This window comes from Hymenobacter duratus (genome assembly GCF_014698995.1).
In the GTDB taxonomy this organism is placed as follows: domain Bacteria; phylum Bacteroidota; class Bacteroidia; order Cytophagales; family Hymenobacteraceae; genus Hymenobacter; species Hymenobacter duratus.
On the sequence record NZ_JACWZZ010000001.1, the window covers coordinates 1364047 to 1383751 of the forward strand.

The following is a 19705-nucleotide window of genomic DNA, read 5'->3' on the forward strand; positions in this document are numbered from 1 at the left end:
ATTAACTAATGTAGCGGGGCCGGCGTAAGCACAGAACCCTTCGTATCCCACGCTGCTATGGCCAAACGCCCCAATTCTACTTCTACGGTCGGTGCTGCTACCGCCCGCAAAAAAAGCACTGCGCCCCACCATCCGGCTTCTGCTAACTGCCCGCATCCGAAGGGCATCCTCATTCCGATAGGTGGAGCCGAGAAACGAGGTGTTGATGCGCAGAAAACACCGACTTCTGATGACATGGCGTCGGAGTCGATTCTGCAGCGTTTCGTGAATGAGCTGCCAAATAAAGGGCCCATACTCGTGATTCCCACGGCCTCGGAGGAAGCGGAGGAAGCAGGTAAGGAGTACGTGGAGATTTTCAAAGGTTTGGGAGCTAGTCGCGTCGATGTGCTCCATATTGAGTCGCGGCAGCAGGCCAATGCGGAAGAGAGCCTGCAGCTGCTGGAAAAAGCCGAAGGAATCATGTTTACGGGCGGCGACCAGCTGCGGCTTACGGCTCTGCTGGGTGGTACGCAGCTGCAGCGGCGCATCAAGGAGCGCTACACGCATGAGCGGTTTGTAATTGCGGGAACCAGTGCCGGGGCCACGGCCATGAGCACGCCCATGATTTACCAGGGCCGCAACGACGCCGGCATGCTGAAAGACGAAATCCACATCACTACCGGCCTGGAGTTCCTGCACGATGTGGCCATTGATACGCACTTTGTGGCCCGCGGCCGGATTGTGCGCATCGCACAGATTATTGCCACCAACCCGGCCTGCGTCGGGCTGGGGCTGGAGGAAAATACCGGCGTTGTCATCACCAAAGGCCGTGAACTGGAGGTAATCGGGGAAGGCATTGTGGTGATTGTGGACGGCACCAGCTGTTCTTCCACGAATATTCACGAAATCCAGCCCGGTGAGCCATTTACCATCCGCGACCTGCGGGTGCACCTGCTCAGCCGGGGCGAGAAGTACACGCTGCCCATACTGGAGCAGATGCACGTGTAGCCCGCCAAAAACAGTGGCAGAGCAACTGCCTGCAGGCAGGAGCCGAGACAGAAACCGAAGCACGGCGTTCGTATTTGCGGTAGCTTGGGACCGGGTGCAGGTTCAGCGACGGACGGCTTATTGCCGTATAGGCGCAGCAGAACCCGCCTCCGCAGTCCGCTGCCATGAATACACACGCCCGTAAGCTTCGCTATTTCTTCTTTAGTCAGGACTTCTCCGATGGCCTTCGCATTACGTTGGCCGTGTTGCTGCCCGGTATTTTGCTGGGGTGGCTGGGGCATCTGGGAGCAGGAATAGAAGTAGCGCTGGGGGCGCTTTGCGTGAGCATCACCGATTCGCCGGGGCCGGTAGTGCACAAGCGCAACGGCATGCTGGCGGCCGTGGTGCTGCTGCCGGTGCTGGCGCTGCTCACGGGCCTGGTCCAGCCGCATCTGTGGCTGCTGGGCCTGGAAATCGGGGTGCTGAGCTTCGTGTTTACGCTGTTTCTGGTGTACGGCAACCGCGCCGCTTCCGTGGGCACCGCGGGCCTGCTGCTCGTTATTCTGATGATGGACCGCAGCCTCACCCTGCGCGAATTGATAGAGTATGTGTTGCAGGTCACGGCGGGTGGCATTTGGTATATGCTGGTGAGTCTGCTCTGGTATCAGATCCGGCCCTACCGGCCGGCACAGCAGGCGCTGGGCGAGTGTATCCGGGCGGTTTCGGGCTTTCTGCGCCTCAAGGCAGAATTCTACCGCACCGGCACCAGCCTCGACGATGACTACCGCCGCCTGATGGCCCAGCAGGTAACCGTGAACGAAAAGCAGGATGCCGTGCGCGAACTGCTCTTCAAAACCCGCCAGATGATGAAGGAATCGACGGGCACCGGGCGGCGGCTGGTGCTCACCTTCGTGGACCTGGTCGACCTCTACGAGCACATCACCGTCACCTATTACGACTATACCGCGCTACATGCCCGCTTCGAGGCCACCGGCGTGCTGGATGCCATTGCGGAACTGGTGGAGCAGTTAGCGACTGAGCTGGAACGCATCGGGTTTGCTATTGAAGCCAACCACGGCCATACTTCCCGCGTGGACTTGGCCGCTGGCTTAGAGCACCTGAAAGCCCGCATCGACTCGCTCGAAGATGCCAGCCAGCCGGGCCATACACTGGTGCTGAAGAAGATTCTGGTGAACCTGCGCAACCTCACCCAGCGTGTGCAGGATATCCAGGCCTATTTCGATGCCACGGTGCCCGCTGCCTCGGGGCGGGAGCTGGAGTTTGGGCGTTTTGTAGCGCATCAGAGCTTCGGGCTGGGGCAGCTGCGCGACCATCTCACGCTCAGTTCGGGCATTTTCCGGCACGCCGTCCGCATGATGGTGGCTTGCCTGGCCGGTTTTGTAATAGCCAAAGTGCTCCTGCCGGGCCACCATAGCTACTGGATCATCATGACGACGACCTACATGCTCAAGCCGGCGTTCAGCCTTACCAAGCAGCGCAATATTCATCGGGTGCTGGGCACGCTGGTGGGTGGCGGCATTGGGGGGCTGGTACTGTTGCTGATACACGACCGGACCGTGCTGGTAGCGTTGCTGGGCCTTTTTATGCTGACTTCGTTCAGCTTCACGCGCAGCACTTACATTGTGGCCGTCACATTCATGACGCCTTTCGTCCTGATTCTGTTCAGCTTTCTGGGGCTGGGGTATCTGCAGGTAGTGGAAGAACGGGTGCTGGATACCGTGCTGGGCTGCCTGCTGGCATTTGCGGCCAGCTACCTGCTGTTTCCGCGCTGGGAGTCTGACCAGCTACAGGACTACATGAAGGCCGTGCTGCGCGCTAATCTGCACTATCTCTACACGCTACAGGAAAGCCTCACCGGCTCGCCCGTGGCCGTAGTCGACTATAAGCTGGCCCGCAAGGAAGTGTACGTCAGTTCCGCAAACCTGGCCGCTGCGTTTCAGCGCATGATGTCGGAGCCGCGTGGTAAGCAGCATCGGCCCACCGAAGTGCATGAGTTTGTGGTGCTAAACCATATTCTATCTTCCAATGTGGCCTCCATCACCTCTGGTTTGCTGGCGGGCAGCAGCCGGGTAGAGCAGCCCGGAGCCCTGCTACGCTTGGTGCGTCAGTCGCGGCAGGCCCTGCACCGCAGCCTGCGCCGCCTCGACCCGGCCGAGCCCGAAACCATTCCGGAACCTGCTTCCGGCCTGCCAACGCCCAAGCGGCCTGAGGCAGCCGCCCCCGATCCGCAGCTGTCCGAACAGCTGGATTTTATTCAGAAAATCAGCAGCGACATCAGTAAAGTGACGGAGGAAGTGCTGACGTAGGCTCCGTTTCCGTACTAGGTAGGCCGCAACGACTTACAGCTTCAGGCCCACCGAAGCAAACCAGGTGCGCCCGTCGGCCGGGAGCAGGCCGGGACCGGGGTAGCCGCCGGAGCGACGGGTGAAGTAATGCTTGTCGAAGACGTTGTTCAGGCCGCCGCGCACCGTGAAGCGCTTGGCGAAACGGTACGAGGCTGACAGGTCCGTGACGGAATAGCCGGGTACGCGGCCAGTGGTGGCCGCCGCGTTGGGGGCCACCGTGTTGTTGGCATCGGCAAACACCGCCGACACGCGCGTGAGTTGCGCGGTAGCCGAGAAGCCTTTGTGCGCAAACGTGCCTCCAAAGCGGTGGGTGTATTTGGGCGCGTACTCTACCCGGTTGTTTTTCAGGTCGCCCTCCTGCAGGTTGCTGCCGCTGAGCGTGGCGGTGCGCAGCTGGGTGTAGCGCGCATCCACGAAGGCCATCGACGCAAATACGTCGAAGTGTGGTAAATCGAAATTGCGAGTCAGGGCATGAATCAGATCCAGCTCCACGTAGGCTTCCACACCCTTGTGCACGCTCGTGCCGATGTTGGTGCGGAACTGCTGCGTGGTGGTGCTGCTGCCCGGCACGAAGCGCCGGATGGTGCCGATCCGGTCGTCGTAGCGCAGCCAGAAGGCATCCACATCAAAGGTCAGCACGTTGGCCCAGCTGCCACGGTAGCCTACTTCGGCATTGAAGCCGGAGGCGTCTTGCAGGTTGGCATCAATAACGTCGGAGGTAGCCGGCGGAGTCAGGTCGCCGAACGTGACGGGCCGGAAAGCGCGTGAGTAGTTGGCGTAGACGTTGGTCTGGTCGGTGACGCGCAGTTCGGCGCCGGCGCCGTACAGCAGCACCTTGCGGCGCGAATCCTGCCGGAGCGGGTTCTCGGAGCCGTCGGGGTTCAGGCTCAAGTAGCCCCGGCCCTGGTTGTCGATGAGTTCCAGGCGGGCACCGGGCGTAAAGGTCAGGCGTGAGCCCACCCGGAAAATGTTTTCCACGAAGGCGGCATAGTTGCGCGTCCGGAAGCTCAGCTCGCGGCCGTAGCGGGCCGCCTGCAGGTCGAGGTTGAAGCCGGAGCCAGTGTCGCCGAGGCCTTGCTGGCGGCGCCCCAGGTTAGCCGCCGCTACGCGTACGCCGGCAGCCAGCGTGTGCTGCTGGCCCAGCAGGTCGTACTCGGTAAGCAGGCGCAATTCCGAGCCCAGGTTGCGGTACCGGTCCCGGTCGAGCTGGCGGTTGGCCGGCTGGCCCGTGGCTGGGTTCACCGCATCCGGCTTGTCTATGTTCACGCTGCTGGGCAGGCCAATGGAGTTTCGCTCCCCGAGCAAACCGAAGGTTTTCAGGCTCAGGCGCGTGCGGTCCGAAAACTGGTAGTCAGCCGTGAAAGCCGGAATGGTCCAGGGGGTGCTGAACCAGTTGCGGCCGCGGCTGCTCTGGCGGACATCACCGTTGTAGAACTGCTCATCGGTCAGGCCGCCGGGCTGCTGAATTTCGTAGCCCAGGTGGCTGATTTCGGCGCCCAGCCGTAGCTTCTTGGTGGCCTGAACCTGCACGTTGGCGTGCAGGTTGCGCACGTTAAACTCGGAGTTGTCGCGCCAGCCGTTGCCCAGGCGCTGCTGGTAGTAGCCGAAGTAACTTACCTTGCCCACGGTGCCGCCCAGCGAGTTGTAGGTGCTCAGCAAACCGTTGTTGCCGACGCTGTTGCTGGTCTCGAACTGAATCTTTTTGTCTTTGGGGCCGCGCTTGAGCTCATAGTTCAGCAGGCCGCCAAACTGCGAGCCGTACTGCAGCGAGCCGCCACCGCGAATAATCTGAATGCGCTCCACGGCCTCCAGCGGCGGATTGTAATAGGCTTCCGGGTAGCCAAACGGGTCGGAGCTGATGTCCATACCATTCTGGCGGGTATTAAACTCCCAGCTGCGGTTGGGCGAAAGGCCGCGGGTAGCCACGTTGATCTGCTGGCCTGAGCCGTCACTTTCCCACACCGTCACGCCGGGTACTTTGGCAAATACCTGGCGGGAGCTGTTCATCACTAAGTTGGCGTTGAGCTTATCCAACTCAATTACCTCGTTTTTCTTGCCTGCCGTGATGATGGTGCCGTCTACTTCCGGTGCGAAATGCAGGCTTTGGGCCGCTACCGTCACGTTGTCCAGTTGCTGCACGGCTTCCTCAATAAGGAGCCGGAGGGTTTGGGTCTGGCCGGCCTGTAGCGTTACAGTCTGGCTGATGGGCCGGATACTCAGGCCGCTTACTGTCACGAGCGCCTCGCCGGCGGGCAACCCCTGGAGGCGAAACGCGCCCCGCGCATCCGTTAGCGCCGTGCGGTTGCCCACCGCCACCAGCGCGCCCTCCACGGCCTTGCCGGCCGGATCGAGTACTGTGCCAGTGAGCGTGGCCCCTCTACCGGATTCATCGTGCAAGGGGAGAGCATAGCTGGCAGAAGTGGGGGCCGCCACCATGCTGGTGGTCAAGAGCAAAGAGGAAAGGAGCAGGGAAGTGGTGCGCATATGTAGCAGAGGTAGCCGCTAAGTGCGGGCTGGTTTCTGCTGCAAAGGTATAGTTGTTTAGAATGATTTTAAATATGTATTTAGATAAAGTCTAGATATTGCTGAGATGATGGCTTCTTCGGCTACGATACCGCCAACGTGTTGGTGAGAAGGCAACGAGAAATACTGGGTCTGGTTTGCTGCAAAGTTGCTGCTCAGTGGCGCAGCCGTATGCAGTAGCTGATATCTTACAATCCATGCTGCTGGGCAAACTGCACCAGCACAGCCACGTTGTGCAGCTCCAGCTTGTGCATGATGTTGCGCCGATGTGTGCTCACGGTGAATTCAGATAAGGAAAGCTGCTCCGCAATATCCCTGGTGGTAAGGCCGGCTCGAATCAGGCTCACTATTTCCCGTTCCCGAACCGAGAGGCGCTGCAATAGCGGCGAGTCAGCGGGTGCTACCAGGGCCTTGTGCTCCGATTTCGGAAAGACGCTTTTTCCTTCGTACACGGCGCGGATAGCGGCCAGCAGGTGGTCTGCATCTGATGATTTGGGCACGAAGCCATTGGCCCCGGCCTCCGCTACCCGCGTTAGTAGCTCGGGGGTAGATGCCGTGCTGAACACCAGGATGCGCAGGGCCGGCCACTGTCGGCGCAGCAGCGGCAGCAGCGTAAGGCCATCAGGAGCCGGTAGCTGCAGGTCCAGCAGCAGAACGTCGGCCGGAACCGGGCCGGCGGTGGGCAGCCACGCCAGCAGGGCGTCGCCAGTGCCAAACTGGCCTGCCACTTCCAGGTCCGGCTGTTCAGCCATCAGCAGCGCCAGGCTTTGGGTCAGCATGAGATGGTCATCCAGGATAAGTAAGCGGCAGGACATAGGCAGGCAAGTGAAACGGTGGATGCGGCAGGAGCAGGTGCCGGAGCAGTCTGAGCGAACTAGGCAGCTATGAAAAACAGGGGCGAAACCTGCTCTTCAGCTTGTTTTCGAGAGTAATTGGGGTTGCGCACTTAGCATGGCAGCCGCACAACGATGGTAGTGCCTTTGTCGGAACTGTCGATATGTACCTGGCCGCGGAGGTATTCGGCGCGGGCATACACCCCGCGCAAGCCAATGCCGGAACCCGATTTTGTGTTTTTGAAGCCGCTGCCATCATCTTCCACCAGAATTTCGAGCGTGGCGGGCAGCCGCAGCAGCTGCACCTGCACGGCTGTGGCGCGGGCGTGGCGCACGGCGTTGTTGAGCAGCTCCGCGGCAATACGGTAGGCGGTCTGCTGCAGGGAGGGCGAAAGCTGGTCGAGGCCTTCGTCGCAGTAGGTGCGCACCACAGGACTACCGTAGAGGTTGATGAGCTCCGCCAGCGCGGCAACAGATTCCGACAACGTGCCCAGGCCTGGCTCGGCGGGCAGCACGGCGTGGCTGAAGGTGCGCACCTCGTCGCGCAGGTGGCGCAGCAGCAACTCGGTGTGGCGGCCCGCGGCGGCGGCTTCCGGCGAGCTGCTCATGGCCTGCTGCACGGCCTGGCCCTGCCAGGCCATATGCAGCGCCGCCAGGTTGGGGCCCAAGGCATCGTGTAGCTCCCGGGCCAACTGTTCCCGTTCTTCTTCCTGCGCCGCAATGAGGCGCGCACCTTGCGCATTGCGCTGCCGAAGCTGCCGGATACGGAGCTGGGCGTTCTGGCGCAGCGTATGCTGGAAGCGGCCCGTGAGCAGCGCGCTCAGTACCAGCAGCTCCAGCAGCAGCCCCCACGCCAGCGGATTGGGATAGATAGGATTGAAGCTGCTTAAGCCAACGTGGTTGCTCCAGAAAATGGCAAACCCACTGAAAAAGAACAGATAGGTAAGGGCATAATACGCCGCCAGCCGGCGGCGCTGGCTGGACTGAAACACCTGAAACAACACCACCCAGCCATACGCAAACAGGCACAGCAGCAGCAGCTCCCGCATGGTATTGAGTACCTGCAGAAAGCCGAGGCTATGACGAACTGCCCACGGAAACAGCACCGCATAGAGCACCACAAAAACAACGGCCAGCCCGGCCAGCCAATTGCCAGCCTGATGCAGCCGCGGCCAGCCGCTGCGCAGCCGTAGAAACAGCTGCATGATCCGGATACCCGCCGCCGCCGCCAGCAGCATAAAGTTGAACTGCCCAATGGTCCAGATAAGCTGGTAAGGCAGACGCGGCAGCAACATGGCATCCAGCCCGTCTTCCATCATCAGAAACAGCGTGACGCACGCCACGTAGGCCACATACCACAGGTGCACCCGGTCGCGCAGAAACGCATACAACACCAGATTGAACAGGGCACTACTCAGGTAAAAGCCCAGCATCCAGACCCAGTGCCGCTCGAATGGGAAGTTCATTTCCCAGCCCAGGAAGTGCTCGGCAGTTTCGATGTACGTGGGCAGATACAGTGCGCCGGCGTGCAGGTCGATGCGTAGGTAAAGCACCGCCGTTTCATTGGGTTCCAGCACAAACGGAAAGCTCAGCGACCGGGCCGGAAACGCTCTTTCGGCGGCGGGCACCCAGGAGCTGGCCGCGCCCAGCCGCCGAAACCGGGTTTCGCCCTGCCGCCGGCAGTACAGCGCGGCGCTGTCCGTAAAGTTGAAGATACTCCAGAGGTAGCGCAGGCGCTGGGACTCCGTGTTGCGTACCACCAGCCGCATCCACACCCGCTCGTGCAGCAGGCCCAGATTGAGGGTTTTATGCCATGGGCCGGTTTTGAACTTACCGGCCTGCCACTGTGCTTCCGCCTGCTCCGGGTCAGGGACTATGTCAAATGACTCGGTGTAGTAGCGGTAGGCTTCGGAAATATGCGGGCCTTTGGGGTCTTTCAGCAGCAGGGTGTCGCGCACAACCTGGGGCGGCTTCTCGGCAGCACAGGCCGCCCCGGTGACAGCCTGCCAGCAGACAAACACCAGAGCAATAAGGGAGCGGAACCACATACAATAGCGGAAGGAAGAGCAGATGCTGCAGTAAATAAATACAATTTGATATAGTTAAAAAATAAAATACCTGCCGCTCCTGCTGATTGGGTAAATACTACGCTCCCTCCTAAAGTATATTTCTGCTCTGGCGAAGGAGCCCGCTTCTTGATAGTCAGGGAGTAGCGAGTTCATGCGGAGGAGCTTTATGGGTTGGTTTTTTGCGAATACCCGACCCTTGAGGCACTCAAAAAGCCCGTCTCAGGAAGTGCAACGCACTCAGGCCTGGCCGTTTTCGGGCAAACCGACCGGCTCTGCATGCTGCCTTTGCTTGGTCTGCACACTAAAAAGCCCGTCCGAAGGAGTTTCGGACGGGCTTTTTATGGGCCGAGTTACTTACTTGGCTGCCTGGCCTTCCGGCTTCAGCGAGCGGGCCAGCCAGTCGAAGAATACCCGGTTCCAGAGCACCGAGTTCTGGGGCTTGTTTATCCAGTGGCCTTCGTTGGGGAAGTACAGAAAGCGGCTTGGGATACCGCGCAGCTGCGCCGTCCCGAACGCCTCCATGCCCTGGTCTTCGGGCACCCGGAAATCTTTACCGCCGTGAATGACGAGGATGGGCGTATCCCAGTTCTTGGCGAACAACTGCGGGTTGAATTCCTGGTACGTGCGGGCTACGCTGGCCTTGCGGCTGGCTTGCGCCTGCGCGTCCTTTATTCTGGACTGCGCCGCCAGCGCATCACCGCTGTCGGCGCCATCTTCTAGGGCGTCGGCCGAAACATCAGCAGCGTCGCGTACGGCATCGGCAGCTTCTTCCATAGCATCGGCGGCTTTTTCCCCTGACAAAGGCTTGGCTGGCACATCCCACGGCGCACCGCCCAAATCCTGATTGGCGAAGAACATTTCTTCGGTGGTAGGGTACCAGCTGGTCAGGTTATAAAGGCCACAGTGGGCAATGAATGTCTTGAAGCGGCCCTCATGTTTGCCGGCCAGAAAGTACACCGAGTAGCCGCCGTAGCTGGCCCCCACGCAGCCGCGTCGGTCCTTGTCCACGTAGGGCTCCTGGCTCACGGCATCAATGGCCGACAGGTAGTCCCGAATCGGCTGGCCGCCCCAGTCGCCGCTGATGCTGTTGTTCCAGTCCGTGCCGAAGCCGGGCAGGCCGCGCCGGTTGGGGGCCACCACAATGTAGCCGTTGGCGGCCAGCAGCTGGAAATTCCAGCGGTACGAGAAGCTCTGCGTGATGGGGCTTTGCGGCCCGCCCTGACAATAAAGCAGCGTCGGATACTTCTTGCTCGGGTCGAAATCGGGCGGATAGATAACGTACACCTGCATCTGCTTGCCGTCGGTGGTTTTCACCATGCGGGCTTCGGTGCGGCCGGTTTTCACACCCGCCAGCTCCTGCTGGTTGATGCTGGTCAGGGGCGTTTCGCGGCCGGTTTTCAGGTCCACGCGCACAAGGTCGGCGGGCTGGGCCTGAGTGGTTTTGTTCACAATAGCCACGTCTTTGCCTGCCAGCTCGAAGCCATTGTAGTTGAACGCACCCTTGGTCAGTTGCTTGCTGCTGCCGCCTTTGCTTGGTACCGCAAAAATATGCTCCGTACCGGCCAGCACGCTCACGAAATAGATGGTCTTACCATCAGCGCTCCAGCGAATATTGCCGGCCGCCTGTTCCGAGCCGGCCGTAATATCCTGCCGCTTCTTCGTTTTGAAGTCATACACCACAATGCCGTTGCGGTCCGACTCGAAGCCGGGCGTGGCCATGCTTAGCCAGGCTACTTTCGAGCCGTCGGGCGAGAAGGCCGGTTCCGTATCGTAGCCGCCCAGGCCGGCGCTCAGGTTCTGCGTCTGGCCGGTGCGTACGTCGTAGAGGTAGATGTCGGAGTTGGTGCTGGTGGCCTCGGCTTTGCCCGTAAGCTTGCGCGAGGTGTAGGCCAGCCGGTAGCCATCCGGCGCGAAGGCCAGCTGCTCGGAGCCGCCCATCGGCTGTAGCGGCGAGTCGAACTTCTCACCGCTCATCACATCCTTGCCGTAGCCGGTGGGCTTGCCATCGTCCCCGATGGGCTGGAAGAACACGTGCGACACCTTCAAATCGTCCCAGGCGTTCCAGTGGCGGTAGTTCAGGTCGTCGATGATTTTGGCGTCGGCTTTGGGCAGATCGGGGTACCAGTCCTGCACCGATTTGCCGGTTTTCACGTCCTGCGTGTACAGAATAAACTTGCCGTTGGGCGCGTACTTCAGGTTGGCCAGTCCTTCCTCCGGGAAGCTGCTCAGCAGTTGCTTGCCGCTGCCATCGGCGTTCATTACGTACAGTTGGTCGGTGCCGCTTTCCCCGCTCAGGAAAGTCAGCTTGCCATCGGGCCGCCAGTTAATCGTGTTTTCGGAACCGGGCGTGTTGGTGAGCTGCCGCGCCGTGCCGCCCGCTACCGGTACTACCCAGATGTCGGTGTTGCCCTGGTTTTCGCTCAGGTTGTAGCGCGTGACGGTGTAGGCCACCGTTTTGTGGTCCGGCGACACCTGCATTTCGCTGAGGCGGCCCAGCTTCCAGAGCAGCTCGGGCGTGTACACCGTAGCTTGTTGGGCTGAAACGGCCAGCGGCAACAGCGCCAACACGGTCAGGAAAGATTTTTTCATACAGTAAAAAGGGCGCTGCACGCGCCGGGAAGGAGTGGGAATAGCGCCGAACAGTGAAGTAGGCCGGTGCAAGGTAAAAAACCTACTGCCTTGTTTGCGTACTTCGCCCACCGCACCACTGCCACCACTGGCGTGCGTGCGCCATGCGTTCTGCCATGCCCGATTTCCGTCTTCGCGTTTTCCAGTCTGTGGCCCGGCACCTGAGCTTCACCAAAGCGGCCCAGGAGCTGTTTATCACGCAGCCGGCCATTACCAAGCACATCCGGGAGCTGGAGCGCAGCTACGGGCAGCGGCTGTTTGAGCGGCGCGGCAACCGGGTCAGCCTCACCGAAGCCGGCCGCCTGCTGCTGCTACACGCCGATGAAGTGGAGGTGTTGCATCAGCAGCTCACCGATCAACTCTACGCCCTCCACGACGAAACCGCGGGCCGTCTGCGCCTGGGCGCCAGCACCACATTGGCTCAGTACGTGCTGCCGCCCATTCTGCCGGGTTTTCAGCAGCGCTATCCGGAAGTGCAACTTAGCTTGCTCAACGGCAACTCCGAGCAGATTGCCGAGGCCCTGCTCCACGGCCACCTCGACCTAGGGTTTGTGGAAGGACAGGTGCGCAGCCGCGACCTGCATTACGAACTTCTGCTGCACGATGAGCTGCAGGTAGTGCGCAAAGCCACCCCGCTAGGGCCGCCCACCGAGCCGATGCCGCTGGCCACTATGCTGCAGCAGCCGCTGGTGCTGCGCGAGCGGGGCTCCGGTACTCTGGAAGTGCTGGAGTTTGCACTACGTGAGCATAATATCAAGCCCTCAAGCCTGCGCGTTGCCTTTTACTTAGACAATACCGAAGCCATCAAGTCCTACCTCGAAGCCTCACCCGATTGTCTGGGAGTCGTGTCGAAACGGGCGCTGGCGAAAGAAGTAGCCGCCGGCTGGCTGGAAGTGGTTCCGGTACAGGACCTGCATCTGCCGCGCCACTTTGATGCGGTGTGGGTACAGGGGCAGCCATTATCGGCCCAGGCACAACGCTTCCTCAGCTTTGCTCGCAAGCAGTTAGAAACTGCTGAGTAGAGACTTACGGGTGCAGTAGAACTCTGGCTCATATAACCTGAAGTAATAGCTAATAAACATTATTGATTATCGGTGGGGTGGGGGACTACGTACCTTTGGCTATACTTACTAACGGTCCACCCGCCGTGAAAATCACCCACCCCGCTCCCCAATACGCACCCACCCGCTCGGAACGCGCGCAGAATGTTTCTGCCGCGTTCCTCTCGCGGAGCTTTGCACTGGGCCCTCTGCAGCTTACGCCGCGTGTGCTCCTGTTTCTGCTGGCCCTGGCTGTCTGCGTATCGCCGTGGGGCTCGCCGCCGCTGGCGCTGGCGCTGGGCCTGCTGGTGGCACTCGCCATTGGCAACCCATTTCCGGCCCAGAGCAAGCGCTACACCAGCAAGCTGCTGCAATGGTCGGTGGTCGGGCTGGGCTTCGGAATGAATGCGCAGCAGGCGGTGCAGGCCGGGCGTGAAGGATTGCTGTTTTCGGTAGCTTCCATAGTGGGTACGCTTACACTGGGCTATTTTGTGGGCCGCTGGCTAGGCATCGACCGGAAAACGTCCCACCTGATTTCAAGTGGCACCGCCATCTGTGGTGGCAGCGCTATTGCGGCGGTAGGGCCTGTGCTGCGGGCCGAAGAAGGGCAGATGTCGGTGGCGCTGGGCACGGTGTTTATTCTGAATTCGGTGGCGCTGTTTCTGTTCCCGGCTATCGGCCACGGGCTGCACCTGAGCCAGAACCAGTTTGGCCTCTGGGCCGCCATTGCCATCCACGATACCAGCTCGGTTGTAGGAGCGGCCAGCCATTACGGCAGCGAAGCCCTGCAGATTGCCACTACCGTAAAGCTGGCCCGCGCCCTCTGGATTATTCCGGTGGCACTAGGCACGGCCTTTCTATTCAAAACGCCGGGCGCCAAAATCAAGCTGCCCTATTTCATTCTTGGCTTCATCGGGGCCATGCTGCTCAATACCTACGTGCCGGCGCTGAAGCCACTGGCGCCGTATGTGGTGCAGTTGTCCAAAATTGGGCTGACGCTGACGCTGTTCCTGATTGGGGCCGGCCTATCGGCAACGGTGCTGCGCTCCGTAGGAGTGCGGCCGTTCGTGCAAGGCGTTTTGCTCTGGATAGTCATTTCCAGCGCCTCGCTCTGGGTGATTCTACGCACCGTAGTATAGACGCCAACCAATATTATAGCGGATATCCGCGGCTTCGCCTGACTAAATTCAGGTGAAGCCGCGGGTTTTCAGTTGTGGGCTGCTATAAACTTATTTCTTGCGGCCGGAGCCGCTCTTTTTACCGCCGCCGTCCTGCTTGTTGACGGTAGCCCAGGCGCGCTTTTCGGCCTCGTCTTCCGATACGCCGCGTTTCTCGTAGCTTTCTTCGATGTGCTCAGCCTGCCGCTTCTGCTTGTCGGTATAGGCCGATTTGTCTCCTTGGGGCATGATGAAGAAAATGAAAGGTGAAACAAGAAGTTGTTTGTTGCTCTACGCGCCGCCCGGGCAGGTGTTATGATGAGCTTACGTGGGTCGTTGCGCCGGGCTACCTATCTTCGCCACTCCTAAGACCCTACTTTTACCATGCGTCAGCTCGCCGATATTCCGCACCCCGAGGCCAAAATCACGCTTTTCTCTTGGAACGGCAAGTACCTGATTAAGCTGGAAAAAGGCCAGCTGGAGCAAACCTACAAGGTGAGCGAGCTGGACGTAACCAGCGACGAGGACGTGCGCGAGCTGCTGGACAGCGAGTTTCTGCAGGCCGCCATATCCCGCTTCACCCAGATGCGCAACGACCTGCAGGCGTCCTTCGACCGGCACGGTCTGTAAGCCAGGCACTACCGCAACTCTTTATAGCTGATTTTTCCTATATTCCCTGACATGAAAAACTCTCTTCTCTGTCTTCTGCTGCTAGTGGTGGTCAGCGTTATGCAGCCAGCCGCCGCGCAGCTCTACGATGTGCGCCAAAGCAGTATCAACCACGAAAAGCGGGAACGGTCGGCGCTGAAGGTACAGATAGATGGTACGCCGGAATGGACGCGTGACTTCTGGCAGTCTTGGCTCAAAGACACCTACAATATCAAAGTGAAAGGCAATGGCCTGCTGGGCGTGGGCAAGCGCGACATTCTCGTGGCCAAGCAGGTGCCGGCGTCCAGCGTCTCGGGCAAGCTCATTGATCTGTACGCGCTGGTAACGGCTCCTTCCGACACCGTTACCGAGCTGGCCGTATTTGCCGCCTTCGACTCCGACACCTATTTCGACCCCGAAAAAACGCCCAGTGAGTATGCGGCGCTGCGCAACATCGTCACCAATTTCGCCTCAGCTGCCCGCCTCAAAGCCTACCGAGAGCAGATTGCGGCCGCCGAAAAAGAGCTGCGTGAAACCGAAAAAGAGAAGGAGCGCCTTGAAAAGGAGCGCGTGAGCCTGAGCGCCAACACGCAAAGCAACCTCGATAAGATTGAGGCCCTGAAAAAGCAGAATGCCGAGAACAAAATTAAATCCAGCCAGGACTCGGTGCAGCTCATCACCAACGCGCAGCTGCTGGAAACCCGCAAAGCCAAGCTGCAGCGCCGCCGCGACCGGCTTTCCACGCTGGACAAGAAATAGCCCGTGCCGATGGCTGCCCGGCAATATCCCCGTTATCTGCTGGGCAGGTACCGGGGATATTGTGTATTGAGCCCGTTACACGCGGTTGCTTCACCTAGCCGGGGCATTGTGCGTAGAAGCGGCAAGTGAGTGGCTGGCCAGTTGGCCGGCGTACCTGTAAAGTCAGTAGTGCAGAATATGGAAAAAGACCCGTCGCCGCTCGATACCCTGCGGCAGCTCAAAGAGTGGCTTGATGCCGGCACCATCACGCCGCAGGAGTTTGCGACTCTCAAGCAGAAGCTGCTTTTCAGCGAGGCAGGCAGCGCCCCGACTTCGCCGGCCGCGGCGCCCGAGCCAACCACCATCGCGCCGGTAGAAGATCCGATGCTGCCGCCGGTGGTCCACCACACCCCGCTTGAGTCGTTGCCTCCTGTTGGCGCGCCATCTGTCCCGGCTTCGCCTGCTGAGCCAATGAGCCGACCCATCATAGCGGGTCGGCCCGAAGCCTCGCCTTCAGCTGCTGAGTCGGAGCCGTATTCGGCCGCCGCTACCACCGACACCGACGAGGTAGAAGACGCACCTTATACTGCGCCCCCCAAAAGCCCGTTAGGGACCATTCTGATTATCGGCGGTATCGTTGCCTTGTTGGCTCTGGTTGCCTATCTGATGCTGGGCAACCGGGAGTCGGAGCGCCTGACCAGCACTTCCCGGACGGCTGCCGACTCCCTAGCCGTAACACCCGATGTAGGGCCGCAGGCCGAGCAGATAGAGCTGCCGCCTGCCGCTGTGCCCGAAACGGTGCGCGTAGCGCCTGTGCTGCCGCCTGTTGCTCCGCAGGATTCAGTAGCTGCCACACCAGCCCCGGCAGCCCCCACCGAAACACCAGCCGCCGCCGATGAAGCGGGCAGTGAAGCCCGCGTACAGCGGACACTGGAAGGCTATTACGCCGATTTGCAGGCGGCTCCTTTCAGTGCCGCGCAACACTTTGCTCCTAACGTAGAGCGGTTTTATACCCTGTCTGGCACTACTCCCCAGGCTATTGAGGCGGAGCTGGCCCGCACACATTTTCCGGAGTTCACGGAAGCTTCCACCCAGATTGAGCCCGGCAGCCTGAAAGTAGGACCCGTGGCCAACGATGGGTCCCGCCTGGTTACGTATCTGGAGAAGAGCCAGGCCTTCCGGCAGTCGTTGCAGAAGCATCAGCAGACCACGGCACAGGTGCGGGTGCGGCTCGATAAGAACTTTAAGATCGTGTATCTGCGGCAGGAAAAACTGCTCGAAAACACGTTCACCGACTAGGCAGCCGTACCTTTGCGGCCGCCTGCCGGACGCGCGTCGCCGAAGCCCGGCGGCGCGCGTTTGTGTTCTGTGTGTTCCTGTTATGAAGTACGTTGCTTTTTCCCGGGCCAATCTGCTGGCCTCTCTGTTGCTGCCGCTACTGCTCGGCTCCTGCCTGAAAGTTATTAAGCCGAGCCGCGAATTTGCGCGCTACCCCACACCTACCGCCCCCGACTACGCCCAACCCGATAACTGGGCCGCGCTGCCCACCCGCCGCGACTCGGCCGATGCTGTGCCATCCCGGACCAGCCTTCGCGACCAGCAGGCCAGCGCCTCGGTCGATGTGTTTTTCGTGCATCCGACGACGTATTACCGTCGTGGTTCTTGGAACGCCGATGTGGCCGATGCTCGCGTGAACCAGTTCACAGACCGCAGCACCATCCGCAAGCAGGCTTCGGTGTTCAACAATGTTGGCCGCATCTACGCGCCGCGCTACCGGCAGGCCACGTTGTTTTCCTTCTTTGATGAAAACAGTGAAAACGGCAAGGAAGCACTGGGACTAGCATATAACGACGTGAAAGCCGCTTTCGAGTACTACTTGGCGCACTACAACCAAGGCCGGCCGTTTATTGTGGCGGGTCATAGTCAGGGTACTTTTCATGCCACGCGTTTGCTGCGCGAAATGGTTGATCAAAACCCGAAGCTGCGTCGCCACCTGGTGGCGGCTTACCTCATTGGTTTCAACGTGAAGCCCACCGAGTACCAGCTCCTCAAGCCCTGCGAAGACTCCACCCAAACCGGCTGCTACGTGGCCTGGAATTCCGTGGAGTGGGGCAACAACTATCCGCCGTTCCAGGGCGGCGTAGCCGTAAACCCGCTCACGTGGCGCACCGATACGGTGGCCGCACCGACTTCGCTCAACCTTGGTGGCACACCCTACGAATTCAACCGGATTGATACCGCTGTGGCCGACGCCAAAGTGCACAACGGCCTTGTATGGCTGCATACTCCCAAGCCCAGCGGTTACCCACGCTTCCTGTTGCCCGGCCGCCCCGAGCTACGCCACTCCTTTCACATCGCCGACTACGCGCTGTATTACCTGAACATCCGCCAGAACGCGGCCGCGCGGGTGCGGGCGTACAGCACGCAGCCTCAACGCCCCTAATTCTACCCTATGCAAAATATCAACTGGCCTCGTTTCTTCATCGGGCTGCTGTTTCTGATACTGCTGGCTGCGCTGGCCAAAAACCTGATTGGGGGCGCTAGTAGGCGGAAGCACTCCACGGAGCAAGCTCGTTAATAAATTTTCACTTGGCGTTGTTCTGTCAAGCACCTGCAAATAGAAGGACCTGATAGACCAGAAAGAATCAGAAGGGTTCTGCTTACGCAATAGCTCGTATTGCTCCCAGAAATGATCCTCGATAAAGCCTTGAAAATCGATAGCCGAGTAAAAAGCTAATTTCTCCAACCAACTGGCGAAGAGACCTACTTCCTTCATAAGTCGATAGTGTCTATACCATGATGCTGGATTATAAATCCTGTAATCGTCTGATGCACAGCAAATGCTAATTAATTGGAAGCCATGTTGCATGATACTGCGTAAGGCAAATTTTCTGTTTTCAGTCATATATATAAGTACGTAAACGGAAAACAAATAAAAAGCCCCGCTGGCACAATGCCAGCGGGGCTTTTTAATAGAGCTAAGCAGATAGCTTAGGCACCGATAGCAACACGCTTGAAGTCGGTTACCGTCATGCCTTTCGACGTTTTGTCGAGCAGCTGGGCAATGGTCATCGAGCTGTCTTTCACGAACTCCTGGTTGAGGAGCGTGTTTTCTTTGTAGAACTTGTTCAGCTTGCCCTGCGCAATTTTCTCCAGCATCGCCTCGGGCTTGCCTTCGGCACGCGCCTGCTCTTTGCCGATTTCGATTTCGCGCTCCGTAACAGCCGAATCCACACCGTCTTTGTCAACGGCTACGGGCTTCATGGCTACGATTTGCATAGCTACGTCGCGTCCTACGGCAGCAATGTCAGCGCCACCCACGTTCTTCAGGCCTACGAGTACGCCTTTCTTGTTATCGGAGTGGATGTAAGAAGCAACTTTCTCAGCCGTCAGCGTGGCGTACGTTACGTCCAGCTTCTCGCCGATTTTGCCCATCAGGTCGGTGATGTGCTCCTGAATAGTCAGGCCATCTTCTTCCTTGGTAGCCAGCAGATCTTCTTTGGTAGCAGCGTTCGTGCGAACGGCAGCGTCCAGAATACGCTGAACCAGTTCACGGAAGTTAGCCACTTTCGCCACCGATTCTGTTTCGCAGGCCAAAGCTACCAGTTTGCCGGTCGTGCCGTCTTCGCTTACGCTCACGGTCACAAAACCTTCCGACGTTTCGTTTTCAGCGCGCTTGTCAGCAATTTTCTGACCCTGCTTGCGCAGAATGTCGCGGGCTGCTTCGAAGTCGCCATCGGCTTCGGTCAGCGCTTTTTTGCAATCCATCATGCCTGCACCGGTCATGGTGCGGAGCTTGTTCACGTCTGCGGCGGTAATTGCTGCCATTGTTGTGAGGGTATATGAGGGGTGAGGGTTATAATCAGAGTTGATGCCGGCCAGCCGGGTAGGGAAGCCGACAAAAGAAAAGGGAACACCGGAGCCGAGTGCTTCGCATGTTCCCTTTTCGAAGGAGGGGCGATGAGCCTATTCTTCGGCGTTCTGCTTCTCCTGGATGCCTTCGTCTTCGGCCTGCTTCTTGTCGGCATCTTCTTTGTCGACCTTACGCTCCGAAAGACCTTCTTCGATAGCCTTGCCAATCACGCTCACAATGAGCTGGATTGACTTCGAGGCGTCGTCGTTGGCCGGAATTGGGAACTGCACCAACTCAGGGTTCGAGTTCGTATCGCAGATAGCGAATACCGGAACACCCAGTTTCTGGGCTTCTTTCACGGCAATGTGCTCACGCTTCACGTCTACTACGAACAGAGCAGCGGGCAGGCGGCTCAGGTCGGCAATGCCACCGAGTACACGCTCCAGCTTCTCCCGCTCGCGCGACATCATCAGTTTCTCACGCTTAGCAAGTGCCGCGTAAGCCGTATTTTCCTTCACCATCTTGTCGATGGTGCTCATTTTCTTCAACGACTTGCGCACGGTAGCGAAGTTGGTGAGCATGCCGCCCAACCAACGGTCGGTTACGAACGGCATTTTCAGGCGGGTAGCCTCTTCCGTTACGATTTCCTGCGCTTGTTTCTTGGTAGCCACAAACATCACCTTACGGCCGCTCTTAGCAATGTTGCGGATAGCCGCAGCAGCTTGGTCGAGCGAAACGAGGGTTTTGTTCAGGTCGATAATATGGATACCGTTCTTCTCCATGAAGATGTACGGCGCCATTTTCGGATCCCACTTGCGCGTAAGGTGACCAAAGTGGGCACCGGCATCAAGCAGTTCTTTATAGGTGGTGGACTGAGCCATGAT

Annotated in this window: 16 protein-coding genes; 9 read left to right on the forward strand and 7 right to left on the reverse strand. The window is 59.4% G+C overall.

Annotated elements, in window-relative coordinates:
* Positions 1-57: 57 nt before the first annotated feature.
* Positions 58-987, forward strand: a complete 930-nt coding sequence (locus tag IC231_RS05640; RefSeq protein WP_190783551.1) for a cyanophycinase — start codon at positions 58-60, stop codon at positions 985-987.
* A 164-nt stretch (positions 988-1151) separates the two neighbouring features.
* A complete protein-coding gene (locus tag IC231_RS05645) occupies positions 1152-3293 on the forward strand; it encodes an FUSC family membrane protein (protein ID WP_190783552.1) in 2142 nt (713 codons plus the stop codon).
* 33 nt (positions 3294-3326) lie between these two features.
* Here IC231_RS05645 and IC231_RS05650 read toward each other — a convergent pair whose 3' ends face one another.
* The 4 genes from IC231_RS05650 to IC231_RS05665 all read right to left on the reverse strand — a co-directional run bounded on the left by IC231_RS05650 (position 3327) and on the right by IC231_RS05665 (position 11346).
* Entirely contained in the window at positions 3327-5816 is a 2490-nt protein-coding gene (locus IC231_RS05650; RefSeq protein WP_190783553.1) for a TonB-dependent receptor, read from the reverse strand.
* A 227-nt stretch (positions 5817-6043) separates the two neighbouring features.
* Entirely contained in the window at positions 6044-6670 is a 627-nt protein-coding gene (locus IC231_RS05655; RefSeq protein WP_190783554.1) for a response regulator, read from the reverse strand.
* A gap of 131 nt (positions 6671-6801) precedes the next feature.
* On the reverse strand, positions 6802-8736 hold the full coding sequence (locus tag IC231_RS05660) for a sensor histidine kinase (RefSeq protein ID WP_190783555.1): 1935 nt from the start codon (positions 8734-8736) through the stop codon (positions 6802-6804).
* 375 nt (positions 8737-9111) lie between these two features.
* Positions 9112-11346: a S9 family peptidase gene (locus IC231_RS05665; protein WP_190783556.1), complete on the reverse strand. Its 2235-nt coding sequence runs from the start codon at positions 11344-11346 to the stop codon at positions 9112-9114.
* 155 nt (positions 11347-11501) lie between these two features.
* On the opposite strand from IC231_RS05665, the gene IC231_RS05670 reads away from it, so the two are divergent.
* Positions 11502-12407, forward strand: a complete 906-nt coding sequence (locus IC231_RS05670) for a LysR substrate-binding domain-containing protein (RefSeq protein WP_190783557.1) — start codon at positions 11502-11504, stop codon at positions 12405-12407.
* Positions 12408-12502: 95 nt separating this feature from the next.
* Entirely contained in the window at positions 12503-13564 is a 1062-nt protein-coding gene (locus IC231_RS05675) for a YeiH family protein (protein ID WP_211538869.1), read from the forward strand.
* A gap of 90 nt (positions 13565-13654) precedes the next feature.
* Here the strand turns inward: IC231_RS05675 and IC231_RS05680 are convergent, their stop codons facing one another.
* On the reverse strand, positions 13655-13831 hold the full coding sequence (locus tag IC231_RS05680) for a hypothetical protein (RefSeq protein ID WP_185888848.1): 177 nt from the start codon (positions 13829-13831) through the stop codon (positions 13655-13657).
* A gap of 135 nt (positions 13832-13966) precedes the next feature.
* On the opposite strand from IC231_RS05680, the gene IC231_RS05685 reads away from it, so the two are divergent.
* The 5 genes from IC231_RS05685 to IC231_RS20165 all read left to right on the forward strand — a co-directional run bounded on the left by IC231_RS05685 (position 13967) and on the right by IC231_RS20165 (position 17546).
* Positions 13967-14212: a hypothetical protein gene (locus tag IC231_RS05685; protein ID WP_190783558.1), complete on the forward strand. Its 246-nt coding sequence runs from the start codon at positions 13967-13969 to the stop codon at positions 14210-14212.
* 51 nt (positions 14213-14263) lie between these two features.
* On the forward strand, positions 14264-14989 hold the full coding sequence (locus IC231_RS05690; protein WP_190783559.1) for a hypothetical protein: 726 nt from the start codon (positions 14264-14266) through the stop codon (positions 14987-14989).
* Positions 14990-15166: 177 nt separating this feature from the next.
* Entirely contained in the window at positions 15167-16267 is a 1101-nt protein-coding gene (locus IC231_RS05695; protein ID WP_190783560.1) for an SHOCT domain-containing protein, read from the forward strand.
* A gap of 82 nt (positions 16268-16349) precedes the next feature.
* The gene (locus IC231_RS05700) at positions 16350-17411 is read left to right on the forward strand and encodes a DUF3089 domain-containing protein (RefSeq protein ID WP_190783561.1); all 1062 of its coding nucleotides are present in this window, start codon (positions 16350-16352) and stop codon (positions 17409-17411) included.
* A gap of 9 nt (positions 17412-17420) precedes the next feature.
* Entirely contained in the window at positions 17421-17546 is a 126-nt protein-coding gene (locus IC231_RS20165; RefSeq protein WP_262892751.1) for a hypothetical protein, read from the forward strand.
* Positions 17547-17959: 413 nt separating this feature from the next.
* Here the strand turns inward: IC231_RS20165 and tsf are convergent, their stop codons facing one another.
* On the reverse strand, positions 17960-18796 hold the full coding sequence (tsf, locus tag IC231_RS05705; protein WP_185888853.1) for a translation elongation factor Ts: 837 nt from the start codon (positions 18794-18796) through the stop codon (positions 17960-17962).
* 138 nt (positions 18797-18934) lie between these two features.
* Complete coding sequence (gene rpsB, locus IC231_RS05710) at positions 18935-19702, reverse strand: 30S ribosomal protein S2 (protein ID WP_185888854.1); 768 nt, start codon at positions 19700-19702, stop codon at positions 18935-18937.
* Positions 19703-19705 lie beyond the last annotated feature (3 nt).